Origin of the sequence: Ruegeria sp. THAF57 (genome assembly GCF_903914075.1) — a bacterium.
Taxonomy (GTDB): Bacteria; Pseudomonadota; Alphaproteobacteria; order Rhodobacterales; family Rhodobacteraceae; genus Ruegeria.
The window spans coordinates 164118-182569 of the sequence record NZ_CAIWNQ010000005.1 but is presented as its reverse complement, the minus strand read 5'-3'; the positions used below and the strand labels follow the sequence as shown (position 1 = coordinate 182569).

Annotated in this window: 18 protein-coding genes and 1 tRNA gene; 11 read left to right on the top strand and 8 right to left on the bottom strand. The window is 57.9% G+C overall.

The window, feature by feature from the left end:
* Positions 1 to 29: 29 nt before the first annotated feature.
* From RUESEDTHA_RS14305 to RUESEDTHA_RS14295, 3 genes are read right to left on the bottom strand one after another with little or no spacing between them, the layout of a single operon-like run.
* Positions 30 to 506 (bottom strand): DUF2948 family protein, encoded by a 477-nt coding sequence (locus RUESEDTHA_RS14305; RefSeq protein ID WP_180887457.1) that lies wholly within the window; start codon positions 504 to 506, stop codon positions 30 to 32.
* Positions 503 to 1771, bottom strand: a complete 1269-nt coding sequence (gene murA / locus RUESEDTHA_RS14300) for a UDP-N-acetylglucosamine 1-carboxyvinyltransferase (RefSeq protein ID WP_180887456.1) — start codon at positions 1769 to 1771, stop codon at positions 503 to 505. The genes RUESEDTHA_RS14305 and murA overlap by 4 nt, the downstream gene beginning before the upstream one ends.
* Before the next feature lie 6 nt (positions 1772 to 1777).
* A complete protein-coding gene (locus tag RUESEDTHA_RS14295; protein ID WP_171123585.1) occupies positions 1778 to 1933 on the bottom strand; it encodes a hypothetical protein in 156 nt (51 codons plus the stop codon).
* An 83-nt stretch (positions 1934 to 2016) separates the two neighbouring features.
* Here RUESEDTHA_RS14295 and RUESEDTHA_RS14290 point away from each other — a divergent pair.
* Positions 2017 to 2091 (top strand) — tRNA-Thr (locus tag RUESEDTHA_RS14290).
* A 159-nt stretch (positions 2092 to 2250) separates the two neighbouring features.
* Here the strand turns inward: RUESEDTHA_RS14290 and RUESEDTHA_RS14285 are convergent.
* Together RUESEDTHA_RS14285 and RUESEDTHA_RS14280 are read right to left on the bottom strand one after the other, a co-directional pair.
* Positions 2251 to 2493, bottom strand: a complete 243-nt coding sequence (locus tag RUESEDTHA_RS14285) for a hypothetical protein (RefSeq protein ID WP_171123612.1) — start codon at positions 2491 to 2493, stop codon at positions 2251 to 2253.
* Between the two features lie 671 nt (positions 2494 to 3164).
* A complete protein-coding gene (locus RUESEDTHA_RS14280) occupies positions 3165 to 3632 on the bottom strand; it encodes a cupin domain-containing protein (protein ID WP_180887455.1) in 468 nt (155 codons plus the stop codon).
* Between the two features lie 86 nt (positions 3633 to 3718).
* Between RUESEDTHA_RS14280 and RUESEDTHA_RS14275 the strand changes: the two genes are divergently transcribed.
* Together RUESEDTHA_RS14275 and RUESEDTHA_RS14270 are read left to right on the top strand one after the other, a co-directional pair.
* The gene (locus RUESEDTHA_RS14275; protein WP_180887454.1) at positions 3719 to 4297 is read left to right on the top strand and encodes a TetR/AcrR family transcriptional regulator; all 579 of its coding nucleotides are present in this window, start codon (positions 3719 to 3721) and stop codon (positions 4295 to 4297) included.
* A gap of 149 nt (positions 4298 to 4446) precedes the next feature.
* Positions 4447 to 6105 (top strand): pentapeptide repeat-containing protein, encoded by a 1659-nt coding sequence (locus RUESEDTHA_RS14270; protein WP_180887453.1) that lies wholly within the window; start codon positions 4447 to 4449, stop codon positions 6103 to 6105.
* 104 nt (positions 6106 to 6209) lie between these two features.
* On the opposite strand, the gene RUESEDTHA_RS14265 is transcribed toward RUESEDTHA_RS14270, so the two are convergent.
* Positions 6210 to 6716 (bottom strand): hypothetical protein, encoded by a 507-nt coding sequence (locus RUESEDTHA_RS14265; protein WP_180887452.1) that lies wholly within the window; start codon positions 6714 to 6716, stop codon positions 6210 to 6212.
* Between the two features lie 411 nt (positions 6717 to 7127).
* Positions 7128 to 8078, bottom strand: coding sequence for a GlxA family transcriptional regulator (locus tag RUESEDTHA_RS14260; RefSeq protein WP_180887451.1), 951 nt, complete (start codon positions 8076 to 8078; stop codon positions 7128 to 7130).
* A 123-nt stretch (positions 8079 to 8201) separates the two neighbouring features.
* On the opposite strand from RUESEDTHA_RS14260, the gene RUESEDTHA_RS14255 reads away from it, so the two are divergent.
* From RUESEDTHA_RS14255 to RUESEDTHA_RS14240, 4 genes are read left to right on the top strand one after another with little or no spacing between them, the layout of a single operon-like run.
* A complete protein-coding gene (locus RUESEDTHA_RS14255) occupies positions 8202 to 8909 on the top strand; it encodes a GntR family transcriptional regulator (RefSeq protein ID WP_180887450.1) in 708 nt (235 codons plus the stop codon).
* A 7-nt stretch (positions 8910 to 8916) separates the two neighbouring features.
* Positions 8917 to 9834 (top strand): dihydrodipicolinate synthase family protein, encoded by a 918-nt coding sequence (locus tag RUESEDTHA_RS14250; RefSeq protein WP_180887449.1) that lies wholly within the window; start codon positions 8917 to 8919, stop codon positions 9832 to 9834.
* 4 nt (positions 9835 to 9838) lie between these two features.
* Positions 9839 to 11335, top strand: a complete 1497-nt coding sequence (locus RUESEDTHA_RS14245) for an aldehyde dehydrogenase (RefSeq protein ID WP_180887448.1) — start codon at positions 9839 to 9841, stop codon at positions 11333 to 11335.
* On the top strand, positions 11332 to 12672 hold the full coding sequence (locus RUESEDTHA_RS14240; protein WP_180887447.1) for an FAD-binding oxidoreductase: 1341 nt from the start codon (positions 11332 to 11334) through the stop codon (positions 12670 to 12672). The genes RUESEDTHA_RS14245 and RUESEDTHA_RS14240 overlap by 4 nt, the downstream gene beginning before the upstream one ends.
* A gap of 16 nt (positions 12673 to 12688) precedes the next feature.
* On the opposite strand, the gene RUESEDTHA_RS14235 is transcribed toward RUESEDTHA_RS14240, so the two are convergent.
* Positions 12689 to 14236 (bottom strand): trimethylamine methyltransferase family protein, encoded by a 1548-nt coding sequence (locus RUESEDTHA_RS14235; protein WP_180887446.1) that lies wholly within the window; start codon positions 14234 to 14236, stop codon positions 12689 to 12691.
* A 203-nt stretch (positions 14237 to 14439) separates the two neighbouring features.
* On the opposite strand from RUESEDTHA_RS14235, the gene RUESEDTHA_RS14230 reads away from it, so the two are divergent.
* The 4 genes from RUESEDTHA_RS14230 (at position 14440) to RUESEDTHA_RS14215 (ending at position 18451) form a co-directional block, all read left to right on the top strand.
* Positions 14440 to 15345 (top strand): LysR substrate-binding domain-containing protein, encoded by a 906-nt coding sequence (locus RUESEDTHA_RS14230; protein ID WP_180887445.1) that lies wholly within the window; start codon positions 14440 to 14442, stop codon positions 15343 to 15345.
* 99 nt (positions 15346 to 15444) lie between these two features.
* The gene (locus RUESEDTHA_RS14225) at positions 15445 to 16599 is read left to right on the top strand and encodes an aromatic ring-hydroxylating dioxygenase subunit alpha (protein ID WP_180887444.1); all 1155 of its coding nucleotides are present in this window, start codon (positions 15445 to 15447) and stop codon (positions 16597 to 16599) included.
* Between the two features lie 46 nt (positions 16600 to 16645).
* On the top strand, positions 16646 to 16891 hold the full coding sequence (locus RUESEDTHA_RS14220; RefSeq protein WP_180887443.1) for a hypothetical protein: 246 nt from the start codon (positions 16646 to 16648) through the stop codon (positions 16889 to 16891).
* Positions 16892 to 16978: 87 nt separating this feature from the next.
* Positions 16979 to 18451 carry an NAD(P)/FAD-dependent oxidoreductase gene (locus tag RUESEDTHA_RS14215; protein ID WP_180887442.1) on the top strand — a complete coding sequence of 491 codons (1473 nt, stop codon included), beginning with the start codon at positions 16979 to 16981 and terminating at the stop codon, positions 18449 to 18451.
* Position 18452 lies beyond the last annotated feature (1 nt).

Below are 18452 nucleotides of genomic sequence, written 5' to 3'. Positions count from 1 at the left end.
GCCCAGAGAACGCCTGCGCTATGCCCCGCTTATTCCGGATGGTGCGGGGCCTGCCCAGATGGAGCCTGATACGGTCGGGTGACGTCCTTCAGGGTGGCGTCCAACGCCTCGACTGTCAGGCGAATTGCACCGTCTCCAGCCAAGGTCAGCAAGACCTGACCGGCACCGTCCTCTGCGGCCTCGAAGTCGACCGACAACAGTGACATGACCATGTCCTTATCGCTGCGGTCGATACCCTGACTGGCGACCGAAAGAACCGAGTCAAAGACAAGCACTGACTGCACACGCTCGAATGGCCGATCGCGAAGGGCGGCGGCATCTTTGTCTTCCCACCGGAAACGGTTCAGCAGCAGACCGAAGCGACGTTGTGACGGACGCCATGTCATCTCGGTGATCGGAAACACCGCGTCCTGCGTGAGCGTCGAGATCACCTGAAGGTCGTCAGTGTCCTGCGCGCCCAGGTTCAGAGGGGCCTCGCGACCGTCGTGGAAGCTTGCATCAGTCATTGGTTCTTGATCCGTTCAATCTTGGCACCCACACCTTCCAGCTTGCGCACCACATGTTCATAGCCACGGTCCAGATGATACACGCGGCTAACAATCGTTTCACCTTCTGCCGCCAATCCCGCCAGAATCAGCGATACCGACGCACGCAAATCCGTCGCCATGACGGGCGCGCCTTTTAACCGCTCGACCCCTGTCACGGTGGCCGTGCCGCCATGCACTTCGATGTCGGCCCCCATACGCACCAGTTCGGGTGCGTGCATGAACCGGTTTTCAAAGATACGCTCTTCTAGAACAGATGTCCCCTCGGCCGTACACATCAATGCCATCATCTGCGCCTGCAGGTCCGTCGGGAAACCCGGGAATGGTTCGGTGACCACATCAACTGCGCTGACGCGACCGTTTTTGCGCGCGACTTTCAGACCCTTATCGGTTTCAGTGACATTCACACCTGCGGCATCCAGTTTCGCAGCGAAGCTTTCGACCAGAGACATACGGCCACCCAGCAGTTCGACCTCACCTCCGCACATGGCCGGAGCCAGCATATAGGTGCCCAGTTCAATCCGGTCGGTCACAACCTGATGGGTTGCACCGTGCAGACGGTCGACGCCCTGAATCTCGATGGTCGACGTGCCCTCACCGGCGATCTGCGCGCCCATCTTGCGCAAGCATTCCACCAGATCGACAATCTCGGGTTCGCGCGCGGCGTTTTTCAGAACCGTGGTGCCCTTGGCCAATGTCGCTGCCATCACGATGTTTTCGGTCGCACCGACGGATGCAAAACGCATCTCGTGCACAGCGCCCTTCAGCCCACCTGAAGCCTTGGCATGAAGGTACCCGTCTTTCAACTCGATCTCGGCGCCCAGCGCCTCAAGCCCTTCGACGTGCAGGTCCATAGGTCGTGCGCCGATCGCGCAACCACCGGGAAGCGAGACCACAGCCTCACCAAACCGCGCAAGCAGCGGGCCCAGCACCAGATTCGAAGCCCGCATCTTGCGCACGATCTCATAATCGGCCGTATGGCTCGTGAGGTCATGGCTGGACATCGCCAGCACCTGCCCGTCCTGCAGCGCCGACACCTCGGCGCCCAGCGATTGCAGCAGAGCGGTCATGGTCTTGATGTCACTCAGCCGCGGCGCATTGGTTAGCGTCAGCGGTTCATCGCTTAGCAACGTGGCGGGCATCAGGGTCAGGCACGCATTCTTGGCCCCCGCAATCGGTATCTGACCGTTCAGCGGCCCGTTGCCCGTCACCAGAATCGAATCCATCTGCTCTTATCCCTCGTCCTTGCCGGCCTTGTCCCCAGATGTGGCACGCGCCTTGGCCTGCGCCTTGCGCCGCGCCATATTCGCCTTAAGCGCGGCCTTCAGCCGTTCCTCGCGTGCGTCACCGGGTTTACCGTGTTTTTTAGGTGTATTTCTATCTGCCATAGTCTTTCTCTACAGGAGGCGAAAAAAACCGTCCAGACACCCTTGCGCACCGTTTCGTTTGAGTCTAATCACCCGCCCACAGCGCTGCTGTAGCTCAGAGGTAGAGCACTCCCTTGGTAAGGGAGAGGTCGAGAGTTCAATTCTCTCCAGCAGCACCATCAAGCCCCCAAAATTTTTTGTTTGAAAACCCGGTAGAACACTGGATTAGCAGGCTGAATTCGCCGGTATTGGGTGCCCGTGGGTGAAACGCTGTTTATCGATAGGTTTTGCCACCTCCTGCATCCAGCTTTGGTCGCAATTGGTCAGCCCCGCTTGGATTATTCCGTAAAATGTGCTTCGAAATGCAGAACCAGGTGCTTTGGCTTTTGACTGTTGCCCTGTTCTTTCACATCGTCACGCGCCTCGCGCATTAGGCGCAGGACAGTCTCAAGGTCATCGCTTTCTGATTTCATCAACCCGTAGGCGTGCAGGATTTTTCCCGCAGGCTCATGTTCTCCGGCCATCGCCAATTCCGTGGCGCATTGCCAAGATCGGTTTTTGACCATGTCGGAATACCTCATTGGCGTTCGGTTCCTTACTTAGTCGTTCCGGGCCTCCGTCCACCGCTGGCACATCGTCGCCAGTTACGACCCACATTGGTGTACCGGTTTGTCATTCGGGTCTGACTGTTCAGCCAGCGAGACCGTATCATATTCAACAGATACAACATATCCGCTGTACAGTCTGCACAAACCCCGTTCTGGACCTTTTCGGACAACCAATCGGTTTCCAGCCATTTTGGGACATCTGTGCAATCTTTGCATTCAGCATGTCCAAGGTGGGTTCCTCAATCAGTCTTTCGATATTCGCCATAAGCCTATCTCCATTCCAATCACCCAAGTGATGTGGAAGGAGGCAGTTCGCGCAGCATGTTTCAAAGCGCCAATGACATGCGCATTGCGGCCAAATGGGTTTCCAAGTCTGAATGTGGTTACAGTCGGGGGGGCATCACAGCCTCCGCGAGTGCTTGGTGTTTTGGCTATGCGCAGCACCCCCTGATCCCGCCGCAACCCCCTCGGTTGACGTGGCAACCATACGATACAGCAGGACTGCCGCCCATATGGCAAGCTTCCTGCGGGTCTACGTATGAAACCCTGCCAGAAACATGTGTCTAACCGCCAAAAGGCTTTGCATCTAACGGGTACGACAAGGCAAATCACTGCTGCCTTGTCAGAGGTTTTTTTAAGAGGGATCAGGCGTCAGCAGGCGCCAGGATCGTCATACCTGCGCTGGTTGCGACAGCCATGATCGCCGGTATATCCGGGGGCGCGTCCATTGCCGGAATCTCGGTTGTTCCGTCGGGCATGGCTTCGCCAGCCTGGGTAAAAAACGTGTCATGCATGGCGCCCGGAGAATTGACGCAAAGCAGCCGACCGGGTTGGGCGCTGGTACAGGTAAATGCGTGAACCGCGCCATCTGGCACTTTTACAAAATCACCGCCTGAGACCTTGATGGTCTCACCGTCAACAAGAAACTCAAACTCCCCGTCCAGTACGAAGAAACTTTCGTCTTCACCGGCGTGATGATTGGGCGGCGCGCCAGCACCCGGGGCGGTCTTGATCTCGACAATCGTATAGCGATCCCCGGTCTCTGCAGGAAAGGCGTGAAAGGTCAAAAGATTACCAAGCAGGTGATAAATACGTGGACGAGATTCAGTCATCGGGCGACTCCCTTTACTTCAATCTTCACGTCATTATGATACACATATCTACTTATGAGACAAGTGTATCATAAAAGGGCCTGAACTTGGCAACACGGACAAATCAGAAAAACCGAACGCGCGAGGCACTTTTGTCGGCGGCGCGTGCGCTCATGTCCGAGGGCACCGAAGTAACCTTGGCGAAAGTGGCCGAACACGCGCAGATCAGCCGCGCCACGGTTTACAGGTATTTCTCTGATCCCGGGGTGCTGGCTCTGGATGCCACATTGGACATGGAGGTCAGGCCGACGTCGGACTTGCTTGAGGGGATATCGGACGTGCGGCGGCGTGTTCATGCGGTGGCGCGGTATTACCTTGAATTCTCGCGCACGCATGAGGCGTACTTTCGCCAGTTTTTGTCAGAATCCTTCAAAGCATCGCTTCAGGACGGAAATGTAAAGATGCGGGGGGCCAGACGCGTTGCCGCCTTTGCTGAGGCTCTTGCCCCTGTTCGGTCTGCTCTGGGCCCTTCTAAATTCGAAGATCTTGCAAACCGGCTTTCCATGACAACCGGAATGGAACAGTTCATCATTCTCGAAGACATTTTGCGTGTGGACCAGCCGACCGGTGACCGGCTTCAAGAGGGGTTGGTCGATGCCCTGCTGGACAGGTATCTTCCGGCCTAGCAGCGCATAAAGCATTTTAGTCGCCGTCGTAGGCTGGTGTTTGCCCCAGCGCGCTTTTCGCGAAATTTTCAGAGTTTCCGAAAATGTGGCATAACTCACCAAAGCACGTGTCTCAGTAAACTATTGTTTCCGAAGAACGAGAGCGACGGATGGGTACGAAACGGCCACCCCAAACGACCAAATGTTCCAATTGCGGTCAGCTTACGGATATTGCGTCCGGAACCTGTTCGTCTTGCGGCGCTCCGCTCAGTGCGAATTGGTCGGGGTTTCAGGGTCGCACGCTGTGGGATGTGCTAAACCTTTTGATCGTGCCTTTTGTTCTGGCGGTGGGTGGATTCTTGCTGAACGATATTTCGGTCAAACGTCAGAACGAAATTCAACAGCAGGAAACGCTCCGGCAACGCGAAAGGGATGAAAGCCGATTGCAGACCAACGCGCTGCAGGCGTATTTCGATGCGATCGGCGAGCTTCAGTTGGAGCAGTCCTTGGGAAAGGTCTGGGTTAGACCGGCGGTATTGGCGATCGCAAGAACCAAAACACAGACCATCATGCGGGAAATCAACCGCGAACGGCAGGGTCTGGTTGTTCAGTTTCTGAAAGATGCCAACCTCATTGTTCACAGGCAGCCGGCAACAGTCGTACCGTTCTATCAAAGCAATGATTGTTCGCCGCAATCGACGACGAAAGCTGATAATCGCGCGTTTCTTTCCTTGGAGGATACCAAGCTGATCGGGGTGTCCCTAGCCAACGCGGATCTGCAAGCCGTCGAACTGACCGAAGTGGACATGCGCGAAGCCGATCTTCGCAATGCCAACCTGTCCTCGGCCATTTTGGTCAACTCGGATCTACGGGGGGCCAACCTTAGTTCCGCGAACCTGATCGGCGCAGAAATGACAGGCGCCTATCTGGTGAATACCCAACTGCGTGGTGCAGGGCTGACCGGCGCAATTCTGAGGTGTTCCTTTCTGAGAGGGGCCAATCTGGAGGCCGCAGATTTGCGCCGCGCGAATTTCCGGGGTTCGTCCATGGAAGGCGCTAATTTCTGGGCCGCCGATATTCGAAACGCAGACTTGTCGGAAACATTTTTGCGCAACGCAGACTTCAAGGCGGCATTTCTGGATGGCGCCGATTTCAACTGGGCTGATCTGCAAGGGGCGTTGCTGGATGATTCTTACCTGATCGGGACTTCGTTTCTGGGTACCGATCTCAGTGGAGCGGATCTGACCAATGCCAGTTTTATCGAGGAAATCCACGACCCCGAGCACGCTCAGAAAGAGAAAACCCTGAAAAAGAACTTTGAAGTCGCCAAGAAAACGCTGCGAAACGCGATCCTGTGCGACACGATCATGCCTGACGGTTCACTTGAAAGCCGCGACTGCGATCCAGAATCGGGCTTAGAGCCGGGTGTCCCGATGACGATGCAACCCATCGAAGACGTTGAGCGGATCGTCGGCACGTATTTTGTGGAGGGGTATTTCGACGGCTATTTTGACAACGCGACAAACACATATGTCGAAGAACAGTGCTGCTACAACGGAATCCTCTCGATTCAGGCCGAGGAAGACCTGAAGAACTATGCACGCCTGCACTGGACGATTATTTCCGACGACGAAAACCAACAACGGGCCGAGGGTGTCGGCCAAATTACCGACACCGGAGAGCTGTATTTCATCTTTTCCTTGGGTGACTTCAAGGGCGACGGCCTGACATCCGCGGCCGAGACCGACATGCTGTCAGCCAGATTCCGTTTTTTGTTCAATGGCGGCTTTGGAGGCGAAACCTGGGGTCTGTTAGAAGCCCGGGAGTAGGATGTTGATTACTCAATCCTGCCCGGCGCTTCTGTAGCGTAAACCGCCCGATTGTTAGCGAGGGTTCCAGCCTGCGTAAGCGGGGCCGTTTGCCGCCGGTGGCGTCAGTTCAATCGCTTGGACGCAGCCAGCGCACCCGCCAGGGCATTCTCAATCTCACCGGGAAATTCGCGGCCTTTTTCATGCAAACCAGCGGCGACCCAGCCAACCGTATGACCCCTGGCGCCAATGTCGTTCGCCCGACCCAATGTCAAAGAGGTGCGTTCCGTGCGGACAAGCGCCATCGATTCCTCGATTTCGCTTTCCGTCAGGACCATGCTGACGGCGCTGTAGATATCCATAGATACCTGCAACGTCTGATGCTCCAACCGATGCACTGACTCTGAAAGCATCCGCGTGCAAAAGGCTGAAAGAAAATACCACCGGAAAATGGAGAAAACGCGTTTTTGGAACTCACCCGTCAAACCCGCACCGAAAGAGGCAGCGCGCGCAATCTGTTCAAACGCTGCTTCTGCCGCCGAGGATGCCTGACAGATCTGACGTTCGCGCATTTTTGTAGGAACACCGCACGATGCTGAACTCACTGCGGCGTCTTGTGTTTCAAAATTCATTTTAGCCCTCCGGTAAAAACCCTTGATGAGGACATGGGAAACTCAAAGTTCATTCTAATGTTTTTTTCTGCCTTATTTCGCTGTAATTCCTCGATTTCTGGCAATTACAAAAATGACACAAATGGGCGTTTAACGCAAACATATCCGCTCTATGTTTGTTTTCGACGTGACGCGGCTCTCCCCAATCACCGGCCGAACCGTGCAACAGAATCAAGCGTTCCTACGCAAAATGCCCTCAAAACGGACATGATCTGGTACCAGTTATGCCTATTTCACCGCCTATACCAGTTCAATCCCGCGGATTTGTTTACCAGTAAGACTTTAACGAGGGGGTACGAGCGGGACTAAGGGGGTGAGCGCCTGCCCAGCCCGACTCGCCCAAGGGCAGTGCAGCTCCCCCATCATAGCGACTTAATCGATCTTGCTTTTTTGAGCATGCGGGGTGACGCCGAAACTCGACCGATACACCCTTGAGAAATGGCCCGGGCTTTCGAACCCACAGGCCATCGCCACCTCGGTGACCGACGCTTCGGTTTGCAACAGCAATTTCTGCGCCCGCTCCAGACGTAATTCCATAAAATATTTCTTGGGGGACGTATTCAGGTATTTTCCAAACAGTCGCTCAAGTTGCCGGGTCGAAATGCCAAGGTCTTCGGCAATCTGCGACGGAGACATAGGTGCCTCAATACAATCTCGCATGATGTGGATGGCTTTCGCCAAATGCGCGTTGCGCATCCCGTTTCTGGATTGCAACGAAACGCGCTGTTTTGCGGTGGCATTGCGCACGGCGTTGTAAACCATCTGGTCAGCCACCGCGATGGCCAGTTCCTCGCCGTGGTCGCGCTCGATCAAGTGCAACATCAGGTCGGCTGTGGCCGTACCGCCGGACGCGGTAATGTGCTTTTCATCTGCCACAAAAACGCTGCGGACAAGGTTCACTTCGGGGAAGGCCTCCATAAAGGCGTCGTGATATTCCCAATGAATTGCCGCCTGCATTCCATCCAGAAAACCGGCCTCGGCCAAAAGCCACGCCCCGGAACATAGCGCACCGATCGCCGTTCCCCGCGCCCGTTCGCGGCGTAGGGTCGCCAGCAAAGGGCGTGTGACGTGGTTGCGCATATGGATGCCGGACAACACAAAAAGCTGGTCGGTCTTCGGCAGATCGTCCAGCCTGCCATGCACTAACGTCACCAGTTCATTGGAACAGACTGCGCGTTCACCATCCTCTGAAACCAGCGTCCAGTCATAAAGCTGTTCCTCGCTGACGAGATTTGCGATCCGCAGCGGCTCGACCGCGCATGAAAAGGCAAGGTGTGAAAACTCCTCGATCAGGATGAAGGTGATGTGCCGGGTTTGGCGCATTGGGTGTTCCGTCTAGTTGGGCGTGTTTCATGCTGCACGATTCTTTTCTGTATACATTTTGTATTTTTTTCGAATACAGAAGGGAAGACCCAACACGAATCGTGTTTGACTGGGGGGAACCGGATGAAAGACGACGCCAAATCCCGCAAAGCGGAATTGACCGAACATCTGAGGGTCGGCATCCTGACCCTGCGCCTGCAACCCGGCACCGATCTGGACGAGGCGCATCTGTCGGATGCGTTCGGCCTGTCGCGGACCCCGCTGCGCGAGGTGTTCCGGCAATTGGCCGGTGAAGGGTATCTGGGCCTGCGCACCAACCGATCCGCGCGTGTGTCCGAGATGTCATATACCACCCTGCGCGATTTCTTTCTGGCCGCGCCGATGGTTTACGGCGCCATCCTGCGGCTGGCGGCCCAGAACGCGACACGCGCGCAGATCGACGCGCTGAAAGACGCGCAGCAGTCGTTCAAGGCGGCCTTGCGCGCTGGGTCCGCCGAAGACCGCGCATTGGCCAACAACCGTTTCCACGACGTGACCGGAGAGATGTCGGGCAATGTCTACCTTCTGCCCTCGTTCAACCGCCTGCTGATTGACCACGCCCGGATCGGGATGACGTTCTATCGCCCTCAAACCACCAAGATGACCGAAAACCTGTCCCAGGCCAGCCAGCAGCATGACGCCATCATCGCCGCCATCGAGGCGGGCGATGAGGCGGCGGCTGCGCAGCTAGCCGACGACCACTGGAACCTGTCGCGCGATCAGATCGAACTGTTCGTAATGCCCGACGCGCTTGATGTGCCTATGGGCGCGCCTCTGTCGAAACCTGCATGAGGATGCAATGAACCCAATTTTCAAGTTTGAGGGGATTTACACCCCCGTAATCACGCCCCATCAAGCCGATGAGTCCGTGAATTGGGACGCTCTAGCGCAGGTAATTGAGTACCTGATCGAGAATGGCGTGCATGGCCTGATCTCGGGCGGGTCCACCGGTGAGAATTATGCCCAGACCGTTGAGGAACGGTTAGAGCTTGCGAAGTTTACGCATCAGCAGTTGAAGGGCCGCCTGCCCTTGGTTGTCGGCACCGGCGCGATGCTGACGGCGGATTCGATTGCTCTGGCCTCGGGCGCGCGTGAGATTGGCGCGGATGCGATCCTGCTGGCCAGCCCGCCCTATGCGGTGCCCACCGACCGGGAAAACGCCTTGAACGCGCTGGCCATCGACAAGGCCGCTGACCTGCCCGTGATGCTGTATAACTATCCGCACCGCACCGGCACGATGATGGGAGAAGAGTTCCTTGACCGAGTTGGCCGCAGCCGAAACTTCTGCGGCATCAAGGAAAGCTCGGGCGATATCAACCGGGTGCATCTGCTGGCGCGGGACTATCCGCATATCCAACTGGGATGTGGCATGGATGATCAGGCGTTGGAGTTCTTTGCATGGGGCGCGCCCTTCTGGGTTTGCGGCGGATCGAATTTTCTACCTGCCGAGCATGTGGCGCTGTATCAGGCTTGCGTGATCGAAGGGGATTTCGCCAAGGGCCGCCGGATCATGTCGGCGATGATGCCTCTAATGCGGGTGCTGGAACAGGGCGGTAAATTCATCCAGACGATCAAGCACGGCGTGACCATGAACGGGATTGATGCGGGGGGGATGCGGCCCCCGCTGAAGGGGTTGAACAAGGATGACAAGCGCGCGCTGGAACAGGTGACACGGGTGCTGAAAAAGACAATCGCTGACATCGTGGCTGAGGGGTAAGGCAATGGAACTGCTGACACAGGACGAATACACATCCATCGCCGCAGGGCTGGACCTGCCCACCGGGGCCTTCATCGACGGCAGCTATCGCCCCGCGATCTCGGGCCAGACGTTCGAGACGGTGAACCCCGCGACAGGTGAGAAATTGACCGATATCGCCGCCTGCGGTGCCGCAGACGTGGATTTTGCCGTCGAAAAGGCGCGCGAAGCGTTTGAAGATGGCTGCTGGTCGAAACTCCACCCGTCCGAGCGCAAGGACGTTCTGATACGTCTGTGCAAGCTGATGACCCGCAACGCCCGTGAACTGGCGGTGATGGAGAGCATCGACAGCGGCAAGACCATCTATGACTGCGAAACCGTGGACGTCCCCGAGACGATCCACTGCCTGAAATGGCACGCCGAAGCGATCGACAAAATCTACGATCAGGTCTCGCCGGCCAGCGACGACCACATCGCCATGGTGGTGCGTGAACCGATTGGCGTTGTGGGGCTGGTGCTGCCTTGGAACTTCCCCCTGCTGATGCTGGCGTGGAAGATCGGGCCAGCCTTGGCGGCGGGTTGTTCGGTGGTGGTGAAACCGGCGGCTGAGACCACTTTGACAGCCCTGCGTTTGGCCGAACTGGCGATGGAGGCCGGTCTGCCGCGCGGCGTGCTGAACATTGTTCCGGGTGGCGGGGCCGAGGTAGGCGAGCCCATCGGGCGACATATGGATATCGACATGGTGTCCTTCACCGGTTCCACCGTCACCGGCAAGCGGTTCCTGACCTATTCGGCGGAAAGCAACGCCAAAGAGGTGGTGCTTGAGATGGGCGGCAAGAACCCCGCCATCGTGATGGAGGATGCCGAAAATCTGGACCGTGTGGCCGCGCATGTCGTCAACGGCGCGTTCTGGAATATGGGCGAGAACTGCTCGGCCTCGTCCCGGTTGATCGTGCATAAGGACGTGAAGGCCGAACTGCTGGAACGCATCGCGCATCACGCGAAACAGTGGAATATTGGCGACCCTCTGAACCCGGAAACCCGCATGGGCGCGCTGGTCAGCGAGGGGCATTTCACCAAGGTCTGCGGCTATCTGGAACAGGTCGGGAATGTCGTGATCGGCGGCACTGCCAAGGACGGGTTTGTCGAGGCCACGGTGGTTGAGGTGCCCGGCAACGACGCAGTTTTGGCGCGCGAGGAAATCTTCGGCCCCGTGCTGTCGGTGATTAAAGTCTCGGGCTTTGACGAGGCCATCAAGATCGCCAATGACACTGAGTATGGCCTATGTGCTTCGATCTTCACGGCCAATGTCAAACGCGCCATTCGCGGCGCTCGGGCGATCCGGGCCGGTACGGTCACGGTGAACAGCTTTGGCGAGGGCGACATCACCACGCCCTTCGGCGGCTACAAGCAATCCGGCTTTGGCGGGCGCGACAACTCGGTTCACGCCCATGATCAATACACCCAACTAAAGACAATCTGGATTGATCTGGCCGATGACTCGGATGAGGCCGTGGATTGAGCAGGTACACCGCCCGCACCCTGCCCCTGCACCGTGGGCCTGCGGCGTGGAGCGTCCTTCTGGGCGATCCCCCGCCCGCGCGGGAACTGGTCGACACCATAACCGCTGATTTCACCATCATCGGCGCGGGGTTTGCCGGGCTGTCCGCAGCCCGGCGTCTGACGCAACTGCAGCCCAGTGCCAAGATCGTAGTGCTGGAAGCGGGGCGTGTGGCCGAAGGCGCGGCAGGGCGGAACTCGGGCTTTATGATCGACCTGCCGCATGATCTGGCCTCGGACGATTATGCGGGCGCGGGCGATGACCGGGCGATGATCGCATTGAACCGCCGCGCTATTGCGTTCGCGCGTGAGGCCGTCGAGCAATACCGGATCGACCCGAACTATTTCGCTGCGGCGGGCAAAGTGAACGGCGCGGCCAGTGCAGCCGGGCATGACCATAACAAAAGCTACACACAGCATCTGGCCAGTCTGGGCGAAAACAGTGAAATGCTGGACCCACAGCAAATGTATGAGTTGACCGGATCGCGCCACTATCGCTCGGGTCTTTTCACACCGGGGACGGTGATGTTGCAACCGGCGGGCTATGTGCGCGGTTTGGCGGCTGGGCTTGTCGGGGATGGGGTCGCGGTATTCGAGAACTCGGCCGTCACTGGGTTTCAGAAACAAGGCGGCGCGTGGCAGGTACAAACGGTGCGCGGGTCGGTCAGCACGGGCACGGTAATCCTGACGGTGAACGGTCATCTGGAAAGCTTCGGGATTGAGACCGACCGACTGATGCAACTGTTTCTTTTTGCTGCCATGACGCCCGAGTTGGACGTGGACCAAATGGCCCGTATCGGCGGTCAGACGCGCTGGGGTGTAACCCCGTCTGACCCGATGGGCACGACGATGCGGCGGATAGATACAGGTCAGGGCGGCAACCGTATCGTTACCCGGACCTGCGCCGCGCTGCGTCCTGGCATGGCCGCGACGGCGCGCGATCTTGAACGCGCCTCGCGAGTCATGCAGCGCAAGTTTAATCAGCGTTTTCCACAGTTGGCAGGCCTGCCAATGCAGTACCAATGGGCGGGCCATCTGTGTCTGAGCCTTAATGGTGTGTCCGTCGCGCGACAGATCGAACCGGGTGTCTTTTCCGGCTGCGTCCAGAACGGGCTGGGCACCGCACGCGGGACGCTGACAGGTATCGCAGCGGCCGAGCGCGCCTGCGGACACAGCTCGGACATCACCCGGCACTTCGAAGCAGAGCACCCCCCCAAACGCCTGCCCCCGCAGCCCTTCCGCGAGCTTGGTGCGAATGCAGTATTACGGTGGAAGGAATGGCGGGCCCGCGACGAATGAACGGACCCACCGCTTTTCAATAGCTTTGGTTCAACTCATCCGCCGCCGGGATTTCCTGTTCCCGTCGGGCGATATAATCCAGCAGCGCTTCGTTCTTGGCCTCATCCAGTTTCGGTTCCTGGTATTCGGCCAGCAGGGTCTTGGCCCGGGTCAGGGCGCGTTCGGTGATCTCGACGCTGCCTTCGGCCTGCCACTGCTCGATCGAGTTGTTGTCGAACATCTCAGGCATGAAAAAGGCGCTTTGGAAATTGTCCTGCGTATGCGGATGGCCCAGATAGTGTCCGCCGGGGCCGACATCGGGAACAGCGGCGAAGGCCTGATCGAAATCATCCCATTTCGGCCCTTCGGCCATGCGATAGGCCATTGCGCATTGTTCCGCATCGACGATGAACTTTGCGACGGAACAGTGCATCCCGGCCTCATTCCAACCCGCGCTGTGCCATATATAGTTGGCACCTGCATGGACCACCGCCTGCAACGTGGTGGCAGACTCGTATCCAGCCTGCGCGTCAAAAGTCTTGGCTCCGCCCAAAGTGTTCGAGGTGCGCCACGGCACGTCGTAATGCCGTGCCATCTGGCCAATCATAAAGTTCATTAGGCTGATCTCGGGCGTGCCTGCCATCGGCGCACCGGACTTCATCGAGACGGTCGACAAGTAATGCCCGTAGATCGCGGGCGCACCCTTGCGGATGACCTGCGTATAGGCCAGCGCGCTCAGCGCCTCGGCGTTCAACTGCGCCACTGTGGCGGGAACGGATGCCGGTGTATTCGCCCCACCTAGTACGAAGGGCGAACACAGCACCGGTTGGTTGCGGCGACAAAAGGCCCGCATGGCCCCCAGCATCGTTTCATCCCAAACCAAAGGCGAGTTGCCGTTACAGTTGCCGGTGGTGACCGGGTGATCCTCTAGGTACTCCTCGCCGAACAGGATGGCGCACATCTCCATCACGTCCTCGGCGTTTTTAGGGCTGGTAGTCATGCCCATGAAGGTCTTGTCTGAATGTTTCATCGACGAATAGGTGATCCGCAGATGGCGCTGGCTAATCGGGTGGTCATAGGGTTCGACGATGTGATGGGCGCTGGAATGAAGCGCAGGCAGCATGTGGGCCAACTTGTGGAACATCGCCAGATCGTCCAGCGTCGGATTGCGGCGCACATCCTCAAGATCGCGCAGGAAGGGCGCGCCGGTCATCGGCACAAAGATCGAATGCGGCCCGCCCAGCCGCACATTCTTTTTCGGATCACGCGCGTGATAGGTGAAATCGCTGGGGATGGTGGCGATTAAATCGCGCACCAACCCGCGATCCAGATAGACCATCTCACCCTCGACCTTGGCGCCAACCCTCTTCCAATCCTCCAACGCGATGGGATCGCGGAACTGGACACCCACATTCTCGAGAATATCCATTGAGGCATTGTCGATGCGTTCAACCTGCGCGCCGTCCATCACCTCACACAAGGGGATGCCACGGGTCAGGCCGGGCAGCATGTCGAAATTGGGCGCGGTGCGCAGGGCGCGGCGGGCGGAACGGCCTCCTGCGCGGGTGGCGGTGCGAATGTTCATGGGGCAATCCTCCGATCTTGCCCCCAGACTGGAGGATTCGCAGGCCACGCACGTCACTGATTGCGATATCTGTTTGCAAGAAGCGACATTGACCAGAAAACGATCCGCTATACTCTTAAATGCTGACTGGCTTTCACCCGTCGAATTACCAATACTGAGGTGAATGAAAGTAATCCAAAACCCGCCGATGATTGCCACCCATCATGTCCAGACGCCACTATAGCCTCCCGCCGTTGACCACCTTATCCGCGTTCGAGGCCGCAGCGCGGCACCTGAGCTTTAAGAACGCAGCCGAGGAACTCTCGGTCACTCCCGGCGCGGTCAGCCACCAGATCAAGGCGCTTGAGGGCGATCTGGGCACAGCCCTTTTCCAACGAAAACACCGGGGCGTTGATCTGACCGAAGATGGAAAAGCCTTGTACGAGGCACTGTCATCCTCTTTCACGCGTGTCTCGAAAACTCTGGGCGCAATCCGGAATCGAGCTTCGGTCGGAAAGGTCACGGTGGGATCGACCACGGCCGTTGCCGCCCTGTGGCTGTCCCCGGCTGTCATCCGGTTCTGGCGCGACATGCCCGAGGTCAACGTTGATCAATTGTCTCAGGATCGCGCCTTTCGCGACAGGCCGGATGTTGACTTCTTTATCCGCTATGGCCGTGACAGTGATCCCAGCCTGACGAATACGCCTTTGTTCCGCGATCATTTGGTGCCGGTCGCCAGCCCCGAGGTCGCCGACCGACTGATCGGCGCCAGTTTGGATGAACTTGCAGCCGAGCGGTTAATTCACCTAGAGTCCGAAGACCGTAGCTGGACAACCTGGCCAGAATGGTTTCAGCAATTGGGGTATAGCGGCACAATTCCAATTGAATCTCGCGTAAACAGCTATTCGGTTGCCTTGCAGCTTGCCCGCAAGGGGGCAGGGTTGGCGCTGGGATGGCAGCGGCTAATCCAGCCGATGCTGCAATCCGGCAAATTGGTCACAATCGGTCCGCATCAACTGACCGCGCCAAACCAGTTCTACCTTGTCGGTCGTCCCGATGAAGACCTGTCCGACAGCGCGCGCGCCCTGAAGAATTGGATCATTCAAGAGGTGCAGAACGGTTCGGTTTAGGTGAAATCACTCTTTGATGAGGATTTCTGATGTTGTGTGGTGCCCTTCCCTTCCGCCAATACAGATAAAACGCATCCAGCACACCTTCAGGAGAGCCCGATGAACAAGCATAGCCCGCTGTCCTCCGTCCTGGCCGATGTAAATGTCGCCAACGGCCTGCCTAACGAACATTATATCGACCCGGCCGTTTTCGCCGAAGAACGGAAATCGGTCTTGTATGCGAACTGGTCCGGGATCGGGTTCGGCAAGGATGTGCCCGAAGAAGGCGACGCCAAGCCGGTCGACTTTCTGGGAATGCCCCTGCTGATCGTGCGCGACCGCGACGGAGAGGTCGGCGTTTTCCAGAACACCTGCCGCCACCGTGGCATGATTCTGGTCGATACCCCCCGCAAAATCGGCGGCGCGATCCGCTGCCCCTACCATAGCTGGTGTTACAGCCTGAAAGGGGAATTGCGCGCGACCCCACATGTGGGCGGCCCCGGCCACAACACCCACGAGGATGTTGACCGCAAGAACCTGGGGCTGGTCCGCGTGCGATCCTATGTCTGGCGCGACGTGATCTTTGTGAACGTGGACGGCAATGCCCCTGCCTTCGAGGACGCCCATGCCGCTTTGCTGGAGCGTTGGAAGGAATTTGACCAGCCCGTGTATCACGGCGGCGAGACATCCTCGTTCAAACTGGAGGTCAAGACCAACTGGAAACTGGCGGTCGAGAACTATTGCGAAAGCTATCACTTGCCGTGGGTCCACCCCGGCCTGAACAGCTATTCCCGGCTTGAGGATCACTACAATATCGAAAAGCGCGGGCATTATTCCGGTCAGGGCACGCTGGTCTATCGGCAACTGACCGATCAGGACGGCGCAACCTTCGAGGACTTTGAAGGCCTCAGCGACCAATGGGATGAGGGCGCGGAGTATGTGGCGCTCTATCCGAATGTCCTGCTGGGCGTGCAGCGCGACCATGCCTTTGCAATCGTGCTGGAACCCGTCGATCAGGAAAACACGGTCGAGCATATCGAACTGTACTATGCCAAAAGCATCGAAGACACACCCCAGCATGACGGCCTGCGCGCCTCGAACGCGCAACTCTGGAAAACCGTGTTCGAAGAAGACGTCTTTGTTGTCGAAGGAATGCAGAAAGGCCGCCATGGTGTTCTGTTCGACGGCGGTCGCTTCTCACCCGCGATGGACGGGCCGACGCATAACTTCCATCACTGGGTCGCAACACAGATCGAAAACGGTCGCGCGGAATAAAACCACAAACCGGTCGGCCCGCGCCGACCGTCCTGACGGAGACCGAATGGACAAGACAGATCTAGACCGTCTGTTACTTGAGGCGCATGATCGCAATGATTTTGACGCCTTGATCCGCTATTATACCATGGCCGCTGACGAGTGTGAGACCGCGCAGGACATCGACGCGGCCTGTTTTTATTTGACCCACGCCTTTGTCTTTGCACTGGAATTCGGCGCAGCCGAGGCAGACGCCTTGAACGCGCGACTGGCTGCATATGGGCGTGCGCATCGGTTGGACTTTTTGGATTAGCACCTGACCCTACGGGACCCTATCCACGTGCCTGTGCAGTTTATATCCTGATCGCACCACCACGGTCGCTTTGGGAGGGGCGGACGCATGGAACATGAAACGAATATGCTGATCGTTGGCGCGGGGTTCTCGGGTCTGATCATGGCGATCGAGGCGCGAAAGCGAGGGATCACCAAAATCGCGATCCTTGAAAAGGCAGGCGATATCGGCGGGACCTGGCGCGAGAACACCTATCCCGGTGTGGCCTGCGATGTGCCTTCGCACCTGTATTCCATGGCCACGCATCTGAACCCTGACTGGAGCCGCGCCTATGCGGGCGGGGCCGAGATACAGGCGTATCTACAAAAAGTCGCACAGGACGAAGGGCTTTACGACCTGTGCCATTTTCACCAGCGCCTGAAGGCGGCGCGGTGGGACGGAGCGCGTTGGCAGGTCGAAACCCACGAGGGTCAGCTCTGGTCGGCCCGATTTCTTGTTTCTGCCATAGGCGCCCTGCATATCCCCAGTATTCCAAACATTCCCGGCGCAGACAGCTTTCCCGGCCCCAGCTTTCATTCGGCCCAGTGGAACCACGATGTTCCCCTCGCAGGCAAACGTATCGCGGTTGTAGGAACAGGCGCTTCGGCTGTCCAGTTCGTCCCTGAGATCGCGAAGATGGCAGCCCAAGTCACGATCTTTCAGCGCACCGCGCCTTATGTGCTGCCCCGCCCAGATGGACCGATCGCGCCGTGGGTCCGCCGCCTGTATCAACGCCTGCCGATATTACCCCGGCTTCGCCGAAAAATGATTTATCTGGTTTTCGAATATCGCCACCGGGTCTTTCGCGGCGACAAGGGGGCCGTCAACTTTGCCATGAAGATGTGGCGCAATTCGCTGGAAAAAGCGATCTCGGACCCAGCCCAGCACGCCATGCTGACGCCCGACTATCAGATCGGCTGCAAACGCATCCTCAGTTCTAACGACTGGTACCCTGCCCTTGCACGCGACAACGTAACGGTCGTACCGCGGGGTGTGGCCGCAATCGAAGGCGATCAGATCATCGCCTCTGACGGCACGCGTACCAAGGCCGATATCCTGATCTGGGGCACCGGGTTCAATGTCACGGAATCGGTCGAATTTCTGAAAATCAATGGAACAAATGGCCTGAGCTTGCGGGACGCGTGGTCCGACGGGATGAAGGCCAATCTGGGCACAGCTATCGCCGGATTTCCGAATTTCTTTATCCTGCTGGGCCCCCATACCGGGTTGGGTCATAATTCGGTCGTTCTGATGATCGAGGCACAAGTGCGCCATATCGGGCGTATCTTGGACGAAATGAACAGCAATGGCACCCAGACCATCACGCCGGATGCAGAAAAGCAGGCAGCTTTCCTGCAGGAAATGCAGGACAGGCACGTAGACAGTGTCTGGCAAGCCGGTGGGTGCACGTCCTGGTATCAGGATGCCAAGGGCCGCAACACAACCCTCTGGCCCGGCACCGTATCAGAATATGAAAAGCGCATGGCGCGGTCCGGGATCGAGCAATACTCGGTCGTCCCGACCCAAAGTGGAGAGCATTGAG

Bases quoted from the DNA above. Each gene is read 5' to 3' on its own strand.
- RUESEDTHA_RS14285 (WP_171123612.1), bottom strand. From the start codon at position 2,493: ATGAGGTATTCCGACATGGTCAAAAACCGATCTTGGCAATGCGCCACG.
- RUESEDTHA_RS14225 (WP_180887444.1), top strand. From the start codon at position 15,445: ATGAACAAGCATAGCCCGCTGTCCTCCGTCCTGGCCGATGTAAATGTC.
- RUESEDTHA_RS14265 (WP_180887452.1), bottom strand. From the start codon at position 6,716: ATGAATTTTGAAACACAAGACGCCGCAGTGAGTTCAGCATCGTGCGGT.
- RUESEDTHA_RS14280 (WP_180887455.1), bottom strand. From the start codon at position 3,632: ATGACTGAATCTCGTCCACGTATTTATCACCTGCTTGGTAATCTTTTG.
- murA (WP_180887456.1), bottom strand. From the start codon at position 1,771: ATGGATTCGATTCTGGTGACGGGCAACGGGCCGCTGAACGGTCAGATA.
- RUESEDTHA_RS14245 (WP_180887448.1), top strand. From the start codon at position 9,839: ATGGAACTGCTGACACAGGACGAATACACATCCATCGCCGCAGGGCTG.
- RUESEDTHA_RS14295 (WP_171123585.1), bottom strand. From the start codon at position 1,933: ATGGCAGATAGAAATACACCTAAAAAACACGGTAAACCCGGTGACGCA.
- RUESEDTHA_RS14305 (WP_180887457.1), bottom strand. From the start codon at position 506: ATGACTGATGCAAGCTTCCACGACGGTCGCGAGGCCCCTCTGAACCTG.
- RUESEDTHA_RS14250 (WP_180887449.1), top strand. From the start codon at position 8,917: ATGAACCCAATTTTCAAGTTTGAGGGGATTTACACCCCCGTAATCACG.
- RUESEDTHA_RS14270 (WP_180887453.1), top strand. From the start codon at position 4,447: ATGGGTACGAAACGGCCACCCCAAACGACCAAATGTTCCAATTGCGGT.
- RUESEDTHA_RS14220 (WP_180887443.1), top strand. From the start codon at position 16,646: ATGGACAAGACAGATCTAGACCGTCTGTTACTTGAGGCGCATGATCGC.
- RUESEDTHA_RS14255 (WP_180887450.1), top strand. From the start codon at position 8,202: ATGAAAGACGACGCCAAATCCCGCAAAGCGGAATTGACCGAACATCTG.
- RUESEDTHA_RS14215 (WP_180887442.1), top strand. From the start codon at position 16,979: ATGGAACATGAAACGAATATGCTGATCGTTGGCGCGGGGTTCTCGGGT.
- RUESEDTHA_RS14235 (WP_180887446.1), bottom strand. From the start codon at position 14,236: ATGAACATTCGCACCGCCACCCGCGCAGGAGGCCGTTCCGCCCGCCGC.
- RUESEDTHA_RS14260 (WP_180887451.1), bottom strand. From the start codon at position 8,078: ATGCGCCAAACCCGGCACATCACCTTCATCCTGATCGAGGAGTTTTCA.
- RUESEDTHA_RS14230 (WP_180887445.1), top strand. From the start codon at position 14,440: ATGTCCAGACGCCACTATAGCCTCCCGCCGTTGACCACCTTATCCGCG.